Here is an 11,174-nt window from a genome sequence, read left to right on the forward strand (position 1 = left end):
GTCCGCGGAGCGTCTCTGAATGGCTTAGTGATCCCCAGTGTTGCTCAGAGATGTAAGCCAATCGCCTTCGTGCCCTGGTGCCGATGGACGAGTCCGCCGGCCCGCGTGGCACGTCCCTCCGGACGCTGGCCGGTCAGGCACACGGGTCCTGACCGGGGAGGGTGCCCGACGTCGCCTGGGCGCCGGGCGTGCGCGTCACACTCTGCCACGGGATCACTACGGTTGGCTAATCCGACTGGTGAGCCTGTTCAGGCGGGCCCTGCGTGGTGACCGGCGGTGACCGCAGGTGTGTCCTCCAGCGGGAAGTGGCATGCCGCGGTGTGGAGCGGCGCGTCGAGCGGCGCTGCGGGGGCGGTTTCGGCGCACACGTCCTCCGCACGCCAGCACCGGGTCCTGAACCGGCACCCGGACGGCGGGTCGGCGGGGGAGGGGATCTCACCGGTGAGCAGGATGCGCTCCCGCTTCGCCCGGCCCCCGGCGGCCAGCGACGGGGCCGCCGACAGGAGCGCCGCCGTATAGGGGTGACGCGGCCGTTCGAAGAGCTCCTCCGCCGGGCCCGTCTCCGCGATCCGGCCCAGGTACATCACGGCGACGCGGTCGGCGACATGCCGTACCACGGACAGGTCGTGCGAGATGAACACGTAGGACAGGCCCAGCTCGTCCCGCAGATCGCACAGCAGGTTGAGCACCTGCGCCTGCACCGATAGGTCCAGCGCGGAGACGGGTTCGTCGCAGACGATGACCTCGGGCTCCAGCGCCAGGGCGCGGGCGATCCCGATGCGTTGCCGCTGCCCTCCGGAGAACTCCTGCGGGTAGCGGCGCGCGTCGGAGGCGCGCAGCCCGACCATCTCCAGCAGCTCGCCCACCCGCGCCGCACGTTTCGAGGCGGGTACGAGGTCGCGGTGGGTGAGCCAGGGCTCGCTGATCAGATCCCCCGCGGACAGCCGGGGGTTGAGCGAGCCGAACGGGTCCTGGAAGACCATCTGCACCTTGCGGCGCCAGGCGAGCAGCTTCGCGCCCGACAGCGAGAACGGGTCCACGCCGTCGAACCGTACGGTGCCCTTGTCGGGCCGCTCCAGCATCAGCAGCACCCTGGCGAGGGTGGATTTGCCGCAGCCGGACTCGCCGACCAGGCCGAGGGTCTCCCCGCGCCGCAGGCTCAGATCCACGCCGTCGAGCGCGTGCAGCCTGGTGCTGCCCTTCGCGGTGCGCGGCACCGCGAAACTCTTGGCCAGACCGGTGGCCTCCAGCAGCTTCGTCCCGTTCGTCCCTGACTCAGGCATCGGCCAGTTCCTTCCCGAAGTGGCAGGCGGCCGCGCGGCCCGCGCCGGTTTCGATCAGCTCCGGCCGGTGTGTGGCGCACACTTCACGGGCCATCGGACAGCGCGTACGGAAGGCGCAGCCGGAGGGCACGGAGCGCGGGTCGGGCGGGCCGCCGGGGATGGAACTCAGCCGGGAGCCCTTGTGCTGCTCGGCCGGTACCGACTCCAACAGCCCCCGGGTGTACGGGTGGTTGGGCTTGCCGAACACTTCGGCCACCGGCCCGGTCTCCACGACCGTACCCGCGTACATGACGGCGACCCGGTCCGCGTGCTCGGCGACGAGCCCGAGGTCGTGGGTGATGAGGACGAGCGCCATCTGCTGCTCGCTCCGCAGTTCCGCGAGGAGGTCCATGATCTGGGCCTGCACGGTGACGTCGAGAGCTGTGGTGGGTTCGTCGGCGAGCAGCACCTTCGGTTGCAGCGCGACCGCCATCGCGATCAGCAGGCGCTGGCGCATGCCTCCGGAGAACTGGTGCGGGTAGGCGTTGACGCGTGATCCCGCCTCCGGGATGCCGACCCGCTCCATCAGCTCAACCGCCTTGGCCTTCGCGGCGCGCCGGGACATCTTCTGGTGGATGCGGAACGGTTCCGCGAGCTGCGCCCCGACCGTGTGGACGGGGTTGAGCGCGCTGAGTGCGTCCTGGAAGACGATGGCCAGGCCGGGGCCGGCGAGCCGGCGCCTGGCCCGTGCGCCGAGCCGGAGCAGGTCCTCGCCGTCCAACCGGGCCTCTCCGCCCGCCACTTGGGCGGCGGGATCGAGCAGTCCTGCGATGGCATGGGCGGTCATGCTCTTGCCGCATCCGGATTCGCCCAGCAGGGCCAGCGTCTCGCCCGAGCGCACGGCGAAGCTCACGCCGCGTACGACGGGAACGGAACCGGTGGGGGTGCGTATGTCGACCGACAGGCCGTCCACGGAGAGGGTGTCGGCCTGCTTCGGCGCCGACGCCGCGGCCGGGACGGATACGGGTCCGGTCTTCACCGGGGTCGGGGCGGGTGCCGTCGTCTCCGGTGCGGTTGGGGCGGGTTCGATGGTCGTCTCTGGTGAGGCTGAGGTCGCGGATGCTGCGGCAGGTTCGGTCGTTGTCTCCGGTGCGGCCGGTACGGCTTCGATCGTTGTTTCCGGTGCGGCCGCCGAGGGCGTCGCGGGCTCGGTCTCCGTCCCCGGCACGGTCGGTACGGGCTCGGTTCCCGCCACGGCCGCGGTCGGCTCGACCGTCGGACCCTGAGGGGCTGCCGCGGTGTCGGTTGCCGGTCGAGGGCGCCGCGAGGGCCGGCCGCCGCGTCGTAGCCCGTGGCGCCATCGCTGCCCCGGGTCGGTCGAGAGCCGGGCCCAGGCGGCCAGGATGGTCGCCGACACGGTCGTGATGACGATGGCGAGCCCGGGGAAGAACGCGATCCACCAGGCGCTCTGCAGTTGCTGCCGTCCCTGCGCCACCATCAGGCCCCAGCTCAGGTCCGGCGGCTGGATCCCGATGCCCAGGAAGCTCAGCGACGACTCGGTCAGCATCACGAAGCAGAAGTCCAGCGCGGCGACGGTGAGCAGGGTGGGCAGCACCGTGGGAGCGACATGACGTCGGATGGTCGCCCAGCTGCTGGTGCCGAAGGTGCGTGCGGCGTCCATGAACAGCCGGCTCCGCAGCTCGGCGGACTCGGCCCGCGCCGTGCGCAGGTACACCGGGATCCGGGCGACGGCCAGGACCAGCACGATGTTCGCGGCGCTCGGCGAGAAGACGTACAGCACGACCACGGCGAGCAGGAGGGAAGGGAAGCTGAGGATGACATCGGCGATGCGCAGGGACACGTTCTCGCGCCAACCGCCGTGGTAGCCCGCCCACATGCCCCAGACCGAGCCGACGGCCAGTGAGCACAGCACGGCGGGCACCGCCACGGACAGGGTGGTGCCGGCCGCGGCTATCAGCCGGGCGGCGACGGGGCGGCCCAGGGAGTCGCTGCCGAGTACGAAGGCCCAGCCGTGGTCCAGACTGAACGGCGCCCGGTTGGGATCGCGCAGGTTCTGACGCGTGGCCAGGTCCCCGATGAGCAGCGGGCCCAGCACGGCGCACACCCCGACGAGGACCAGGACCAAGGCCGCCGCGAAGGCGAACCGGTCCTGGAGGAGCAGAGCGAGCATCCTCTGCCGCGCCGACACCCGGTCGGGCCCGGGACGCCGGCCGGCGTCCTCGGCACTGCCCTTGTTGCTGTCGTTCTCCTCGGTGTCCGCGTTCTTCTGGGCGTCGTTCTTCCGGATGTTCTTCTGGAGCATGTCTCTTCCTTGACTCACGCCGCCGCCAGCTGCCGCACACGCGGGTCGAGGAGCGCGTGACAGATGTCCACCAGGATGTTGAGCGCGAAGATCACCAGGGCGGTCAGTAGTACGGCGGCCTGCAGTACCGCGAAATCACGCTGGAGAACCGAGTCGATCATGAGTTTGCCGATGCCGGGCCAGCCGAAGATGGTCTCGACGACGACGGCCCCGTTGACCAGCCCGACGGCGAGGTCACCCGCGACGGTGAGGGCCGGCGCGGCGGCGTTGCGCAGGGCGTGCCCGAAGACCACGCGCGACTCGCGGGCGCCCTTGCTGCGCGCCACCTTGACGTACGGGGCGGAGAGCGCGGAGACCATGGCGCCGCGCACCACTTGGACCAGCACCCCGAACGGACGGATGAGCAGGGTGACCACGGGCAGGACCCAGGCCGCCGCGCCGTTCGTACCGGAGGTGGGAAGCCAGCCCAGCGTCACCGCGAAGACCAGCACACCCATGATGGCGAGCCAGAAGTCGGGGACGCTGGCGGCCGTCGAGGACAGGAAGCTCGCGACCCGGTCGGTCGCCGAGTTGGGGCGGTACGCCGCCAGGCTGCCGATCAGCACGGCACCCAGCACGGCGAGCAGCATCGTCCACCCGGCCAGCTGGAGGGTGGCGGGGAAGGCCCGCAGCACCGACTCGCTCGCCGACTGGGCGGTGCGCAGCGACTCGCCGAAGTCGAGGTGGGCGACCTGGACCAGATAGTCACCGAACTGGGTGATCAGCGGCTGGTCGAAGCCGTTCTGGGCGGAGAACTCGGCTCTCATCTCGGGCGTCGCGCTCAGCGGAAGGTACAGGTTGGCGGGGTCGCCGGTGAGGCGGGCCAGGAAGAACACCCCGAGGACCACGACCAGCAGGGGTATGACGCTGGAAACCGCTCGGCGGCGCAGCATGGTGAACATCGGTCAGCTCCTCCCTCAGTCCGTGCGGTGCATGTCGGAGAGCCGCATCTCGTCGTTGGTGGCCGAGTTGGGCCGGTAACGGACGTTCGAGGAGAGCGCCAGGATGCCGGTCATATTGGCCATGACGGCATCCCGTACGACCTCGTCGTTCTGGTGGGCGAAGGCGTCCGCGAACGCCTTCTGCCGCTCGTCGCCCGAGGCGAGCTGCGCCTTTGTCGTCAGCGCGTCGAGTTCGGCGGTGCCGTAGCTGCTCTGCGCGCCCTTGCTGCCGTAGATCTGTCCCATCGTGAACGCGGCGTCTCCCGCCTGGTTGCCGTGCTGTGCCTGGAGGAGGGTGGGGCCGATGTTCCTGGGGAAGGGCCGCAGCAGGTACTCCAGCCAGGCGTTGACGTCCAGCATCTTGATCTTGACGTTCAGTCCGGCCTTGAGGAGGCCGTCCTGCACCACCTCCATCGCCTCGGCGGCCTTCGGGTAGATGCCGTTGCGGCCGATGATGGTGATGGTGGTGTCGGTCGGGACTCCGTCGGCACGGGCCTCGGCCACGAGTCGCTCGGCGCGCTTCGGGTCGTACGGCCACGGCTGGACCCGCGGGTTGTACCCGGTGACGCCCTTCGACACGAGCTGGCCGCTCGGCTTGCCCGAGAAGACCGCCGTGACCAGTCCCTCCCGGTCGATGGCGTAGTTGATGGCCCGGCGGATCCGGACGTCGTCCAGTGGCGCCTTCGTGGCGTCCAACCGGAGGTACGAGACCTCGTTGGTGGCGAACTCGACCGCCCGGTCGCCCGCCCCGTCCTCGGGAGCGAGACCGATCGCGACGTCCGCCTCGTTGTTGGTGACCATGGCCGCGCGGACGCTGCCCTCCGCCCGCCAGACGTACTTGGCCGCCGCGTATTCCGGGGCCTTGCCCCAGTACCCGGGGAAGCGCTTCAGGCGCAGAAAGCGGCCCTGGCTCCACTCGTCGATCCGGTAGGGCCCCGTACCGACCGGCTTGCGCACCCGGGTGTCGAGGTCGGTGGTCGTCGGCACGATCTCGACGAAGGACAGCCGCAGGGGGAGGATCGGGTCCGGCTCCGCCGTGGTGACCTCGAGTGTGGTGTCGTCGACCGGCGTGGCGGTGACCTCGCTGTCCGCGAAGATGTATCCGTCGACGTTGCAGTTGAGCTTCGAGTCCGTGGCGCGCTTGATCGAGAAGGCGGCGGCCGCGGCCGTGAACGCGGAGTCGTCATGGAACCTGACCCCCTCGCGCAGGCTGAAGGTCCATGAGGTGGGGGAGTTGCGCGTCCACTTGGTGGCCAGCGCCTGTTCCAGCCGTCCGGTGGTCGGATCGCGCTCGGTCAGCGCCTCCGTGATGTTGGCGCGCGTCACCCGGCCCGTCGCGGTGAGCGAGGCGTCACACGGCTCAAGGGTCGGTGGTTCCTCGGGCAGAACGACGCGCAGGGTGTCCGGCCCTTCCCCGATCGGGTCCCCGCCGGCGACCGAGCATCCGGAGACGGCGAGCAGCACGCCAACGGCTGTGAGCGCGCCCGCCGTTCGCCCCCGGCGAAGACGGGTGGTCGAACGCGTGCGCACTGAGCCTGGACCGATCACTGTTCCTCCGCGCTGTTCCGACCCTGTTGGTAAGGCAGACCTGCCGCCGAACGCACCAGGGCCAACGTCCACATGCGAAAATGTTGTTTAGATATGTGGACGCTCATTATTGAGTCGTCATCGCCGAAGGCGTCAAGAGGTATGCAGCGAGAACCCAAACTCCGTGCGTGTGGAGGTCTTTGGGTGTTCGTGTACGTGAACGCGTGACCCGCCGTCACCCACCCACCGCCGACAGGTTCGACGCTCTCGGGATTCCGCGCCTGCCGTGATTGCGATCTTTGTCTGCTTAGCATCCATAAGTTCGCTTCATGTGTCTTTGGCGAGAGAAGGCCCCATGGCCCGCACCGGCCGACGTCGTGGATCGCTGCTGCGGTACGCCTCTTCACGACACGACCCCGAACTGCTCGCCGCCGCACGGCACTTCGGACGCCGCCGCTTCTTCACCGTCACCGCGGCGGTCGCCGCCCTCGCCTTCACCACCAACCTGCCGGCCCGGGGCGCGACAGGCTCCGCCGAGCTCGACGCGGCGAGGATCGCCACCGATCCGTTCACGCTCGGCATCGCCTCCGGAGACCCGCTGCCCGGCTCCGTACTCCTGTGGACCCGGCTCGCGCCCGCCCCGTACGAGCCGGACGGCGGTCTGCCCCAGCAGTACGTCGTCGTCGAGTGGGAGGTGGCCGGGGACGAGCTCTTCAGCCTGATCGTCCGCAGCGGCACGGCCGTCGCCCATCCCGAGTACCACCACTCCGTGCACGTCGACGTCGACGGCCTCGAACCCGGCCGCGTCTACTACTACCGCTTCAGGACCGGAGCCTGGATCAGCGAGACGGGTCGTACGCGCACGGCGCCCGCCACCACCACCGCGGCCGCGACGCTCTCCTACGCCGCCGTCGCCTGCCAGGCGTACCACGACGGGTACTTCACGGTGCACCGCCATCTCGCCCAGGACGACGTCGACGTGGTCCTCCATCTCGGCGACTACCTGTACGAGTACGCCGTGAACTCCGCGGGCGGCTCACGCGGCTCCACCGACCGGCAGGTGCCCGACTTCTTCAACCGCGAGGCCGTGACCTTGGAGGACTACCGGCTGCGCTACGCCCTCTACAAAAGCGATCCGGATCTGCGGGCGGTCCACGCGGCCCACCCCTTCGTCGTCACATGGGACGACCACGAGACCCAGAACAACTACGCGGGCGCCGTCGGCGCGGACAACGACCCGCCGGAGATGCTGCTGCTGCGTCGCGCCGCCGCCTACCGGGCGCACTGGGAGAACCAGCCGCTGCGCGACGCACAGCTCCCCAACGGGCCGGACATGCGGCTCTACCGTCGGCTCCAGTGGGGGACCCTCGCCCAGTTCGACGTCCTCGACACCCGCCAGTACCGCTCCGACCAGGCATACGGGGACACCAAACACATCCCCGGCCCCGAGTCGGACGACCCGGCGCGCACCATCACGGGGGCGGCGCAGGAAAGCTGGCTGATCGACGGCTGGCGTGCCTCGGGGGCCCTGTGGAACGTGATGCCGCAACAGGTCTGCTTCTCGCAGCGCAGACTCGACCTCAACCCGGAGGCGAGGATGTCGATGGACGCCTGGGACGGCTACCGGGCCTCGCGTCGGCGGATCCTCGACGGCGCGAAGTCGGCCGGGGTCGAGAACCTGGTGGTGATGACCGGGGACGTGCACGTCGGGTACGCCTTCGATATCAAGGACGACTTCGACGATCCGGCGTCCAGGACGCTGGGCACGGAGCTTGTCGCCACGTCCGTCGCGAGCGGCCGGGACGGCGCCGAGAAGCCCCCCACCTGGGACACCTACCTCAGGGCCAATCCACATCTGAAGTTCTACAACGGGCTGCGCGGCTACGTGAAGGTCACGCTGGACCGCCAGACGGCTCGGGCCGACTTCCGGACCGTCTCCGCGGTGACGACGCCGGGCGCGCCGATCACGACGACCGCGTCCTTCCTTACCGAGGCGGGCAACCCGGGTCTCGAACCCGTGTGAGGGTGCCATTCTCCCTGCCGGGCCCCTGACCCATCCAGCCGAGGCTTTCGCCCTGCGTCACACGTGTGCCGCTTCCCGAATGGCGGGGTTCGGGTCTGGCGCTTAGAAAGATGTCCACATCCCGTCTCGTCCCGCACGTCAGGGCCGCGACAGCGTCTGCCCCCTTCGTATGGAGCCGAGTATGACCACCCGATTCCCGGTAGATCCCGACCGAACCGATATACCTCCCGAGACCCTGGTCGACGTACCCGTGTCGTCACCACAGACACCACGCGCCTCCTACTCCCGGCCTCCCTCCACAGTGTCCGTGGCGTCCTTGGCGTCCGCGGCGGCGGAGGACGCGCCGGAGAACGGTGTCGAACGCCGGTATGCGGATCCGGTCGACGGACTGGTGCACGCCGCCGTCGCCGATCGGCCGCTCGACGAGGTCATACAGCTCATCCAGCTGCTGGAGCAGTCACCGGAGTACGCGAAGGCCACGGTCGACGCTCTGCGGGCGGTCGGCACGGACCGGTCCGTGGAGGACGTGACCCGGTTGGTGGCACTGCTGACCCGGCCGCCGCGGAACGCGGACAGCGCGGACGAGGCGATCCGCGCGGCGGCCGAGGGCCGGCCCGTGGAGGACGTGACCCGGCTGATGGGACTGCTGCACCGGCCCCCGATGGAGGCCCACTGCGGGGAGGCCGCGGTGCGGGCGGCCGCCACCAGCCGGCCCGTCGAGGAACTCGTGCAGTTGATCGGCCGCATGGCGCAGGAGCAGGGAGCACGTGCGGAGCGACGGCAGGCGGAGGCGGCGGCGCGGGACATGGCGGCACCGGCCGCCGACGAATCCCACCCGGACTTGTCCCAGGCCGTGCCGTCCGTTGTCCGCCGCCCGGTTCGCGAGCGGCGCGACTGGGCGGCGAAGGGCGCCACTCCACCGGCCTGGCCGCGCTGGATCGCGGCTCTGGCGCTCATCGCGTGCGGCCTCGCACACTTCCCGTCGCACCGCGGCGGCGCGTCGGTCAACGCCTACGGACTCGCCGTCGGCGTGTCGGGGTTGTGCGTCCTCTTGGGTCTGGCCCTCTTCCGCAAGGGCACGCTGCCGGTTCTCGCCGTCGGTGTGGTGGTGCCCGCCGGGCTGGCGGCCGCCCAGCTGCTGGAGGGCCGGGTCCACTCGCCGGGTCTCTCCCTGGTCCTGGACCTCACCGCGGCGCCGCCCTGGGGCGCGGGCCTCGCGGCCGTAATCGCCACACTGGCGGCGTTGACGGCCCTGCTCGGGCTCCTGTCGGCGGGCAGAGCCGGGCGGCGTCCCGAAGTGCGGTCGCTGATCGGCTCGAACCGGGCGGCGGACTGACCGGTTCGGTGGCGGGAGACCGGACGGCCCCGGTGTCCACCGGGCGGCCGGTTCCTTCTCGTCGGGCCTCGGTGCCGGACGCCGATGCCGCACCCCTCGGCTCGTGGACTGCTCCAAGCGGATGTGTTGGCCCGCCCAGTGCTATGGCGAGGTGGGCAGGTGCGGGGAGCGGAGCACGAGCAGGGTGATCTCGCTGGGGGCGAAGACGCGGAACGGCGGGCCCCAGAAACCGGTGCCGCGGCTGGTGTAGAGGAGGGTGCGGGCGCCGTGGCGGCTGAGGCCGGCGACGGCGGGCTGGTCGATGCGGACCAGGTGGTGGAAGGGCCAGATCTGGCCGCCGTGGGTGTGGCCGGAGAGTTGGAGGTCGATGCCCTCGGCTGCCGCCCGGTCGACGAACTTGGGCTGGTGGGCCAGGAGCAGGACGGGCAGGTCGGGGTCGGCGCCGTTCAGGGCTCCGGCGAGGTGGGCGCGGTGGCCTGCCAGGCCGGAGGACTCGGCGGTGACGTCGTCCACGCCGGCGACCACGAGGGTGTCGCCGCCGCGTTCGAGCAGCAGATGGCGGTTGCGCAGCGGCTCCCAGCCCAGCTCGTCCATCAGGTCGACCCAGCCCTGGGCCTCGCTGTAGTACTCGTGGTTGCCGGTGACGTAGACCCGGGCCCGGGTGGCCTGCACGGTGGCGAGTGGGGCGGCCTGGGCGCGGCGGCGTTCGGCCGTGCCGTCCGCGATGTCGCCGGTGTGGCAGACCAGGTCGGCCTCCAGCGTGTTCACCGTCTCGCAGACCCGCGCCGACCAGCGGGCGCGGTCGAGCGGGCCGTAGTGGGTGTCGGTGATGAGGACGACGCGGGTGCCGTCCAACCCGGCACCCAGGCGCGGGAGTTGCACGTCGAGCCGGCGCACCCGTGGCACCCGGCGGGCCTCGGCGTACCCCCAGGCGAGCAGCACGGCGGTTATGCCGAGGACGGCCCAAGTGACGATCCGGGCCCGGTCCTGACCGTCGCCTACGCCGGCCACGGTCAGGGCGAGGCGCAGCAGGACGCCGAGCAGGACGGACCAGGTGAACAGCACCCAGCCGGCGCCCAGCAGGGTGTCGCCGACGATCGCCGCCCGGTCCTGCTGCCGTCGGCCGTGGCCGCGCATCATCGCGAGCGGCATAGCGATCAGACCGAGGACGAACAGGGCGGTGCCGCCTGTCGCCACGGGCAGCGGCCAGTGCTGGCCGGCGTGCAGGAGCACCCAGCAGGGCACGGTCCACAGCAGGACGGGGACGATCAGGGGGAGGTAGCGCATCAGGCGGAGCAGTCGGCTCTGCCGCGGAGCCTGCGCTTCGCTCGCTTCGCTGTCGGCGGGTCGGGTGTTGCTGGTGTCGGTCACGCTTGCTCTCCCTGGCCGGGCTGCCGTCTCGCGCACTGTATCCGGTCGCCCTGGGGCCGACCGGACCGGCGTTCATGGGCACGGTCCCTCGGGGCGAAGGGTTCTCCGCGGGATGGCAGGACTCCGCCGCAGACACCTCCCTTGGCATGAGCCGCGATCAGGGCGCTACTGCCCTGGCCGGTATCGCCGCCAGTGAAGCCTCCTGGCTGGTCCGCGACGACGTGCTGGGTGAGAACTTGCATCGGTTCCCACCGCGGCCATCGACGCGGGCGTGTACGAGCGCATCGCCGCCCATGACCTGTGGCGGGCTCGGCCTAGGACCCGATCATGGACGCCGCGTACCGGCACGGCC

The 11,174-nt window shown here is 70.9% G+C and carries 7 protein-coding genes and 1 pseudogene; 2 read left to right on the forward strand and 6 right to left on the reverse strand.

Annotation, left to right across the window (positions count from 1 at the left end; translation table 11 throughout):
• Positions 1-248: 248 nt before the first annotated feature.
• The 5 genes and pseudogenes from AB0I18_RS50065 to AB0I18_RS50085 form a co-directional block, all read right to left on the reverse strand.
• Positions 249-1,283, reverse strand: coding sequence for an oligopeptide/dipeptide ABC transporter ATP-binding protein (locus AB0I18_RS50065; RefSeq protein WP_363112537.1), 1,035 nt, complete (start codon positions 1,281-1,283; stop codon positions 249-251).
• Positions 1,276-2,235: an ABC transporter ATP-binding protein gene (locus tag AB0I18_RS50070; protein WP_363112543.1), complete on the reverse strand. Its 960-nt coding sequence runs from the start codon at positions 2,233-2,235 to the stop codon at positions 1,276-1,278. Before AB0I18_RS50070 ends, AB0I18_RS50065 begins: the two co-directional genes overlap by 8 nt.
• Positions 2,236-2,664: 429 nt before the next feature.
• Positions 2,665-3,585: pseudogene (locus AB0I18_RS50075) on the reverse strand (ABC transporter permease); the annotation flags it as partial.
• Positions 3,586-3,599: 14 nt separating this feature from the next.
• A complete protein-coding gene (locus AB0I18_RS50080) occupies positions 3,600-4,526 on the reverse strand; it encodes an ABC transporter permease (protein WP_363112538.1) in 927 nt (308 codons plus the stop codon).
• A gap of 15 nt (positions 4,527-4,541) precedes the next feature.
• Positions 4,542-6,029 (reverse strand): ABC transporter substrate-binding protein, encoded by a 1,488-nt coding sequence (locus AB0I18_RS50085; RefSeq protein WP_363112539.1) that lies wholly within the window; start codon positions 6,027-6,029, stop codon positions 4,542-4,544.
• Positions 6,030-6,447: 418 nt separating this feature from the next.
• Between AB0I18_RS50085 and AB0I18_RS50090 the strand changes: the two genes are divergently transcribed.
• Both AB0I18_RS50090 and AB0I18_RS50095 read left to right on the forward strand, forming a co-directional pair.
• The gene (locus AB0I18_RS50090) at positions 6,448-8,115 is read left to right on the forward strand and encodes an alkaline phosphatase D family protein (RefSeq protein ID WP_363112540.1); all 1,668 of its coding nucleotides are present in this window, start codon (positions 6,448-6,450) and stop codon (positions 8,113-8,115) included.
• 307 nt (positions 8,116-8,422) lie between these two features.
• Positions 8,423-9,451: a hypothetical protein gene (locus AB0I18_RS50095; protein ID WP_363112541.1), complete on the forward strand. Its 1,029-nt coding sequence runs from the start codon at positions 8,423-8,425 to the stop codon at positions 9,449-9,451.
• A 141-nt stretch (positions 9,452-9,592) separates the two neighbouring features.
• On the opposite strand, the gene AB0I18_RS50100 is transcribed toward AB0I18_RS50095, so the two are convergent.
• Positions 9,593-10,822: a metallophosphoesterase gene (locus AB0I18_RS50100; protein ID WP_363112542.1), complete on the reverse strand. Its 1,230-nt coding sequence runs from the start codon at positions 10,820-10,822 to the stop codon at positions 9,593-9,595.
• Positions 10,823-11,174: the final 352 nt, after the last annotated feature.

It is taken from the genome of Streptomyces sp. NPDC050704 (assembly GCF_040654355.1).
Classification (GTDB): domain Bacteria; phylum Actinomycetota; class Actinomycetes; order Streptomycetales; family Streptomycetaceae; genus Streptomyces.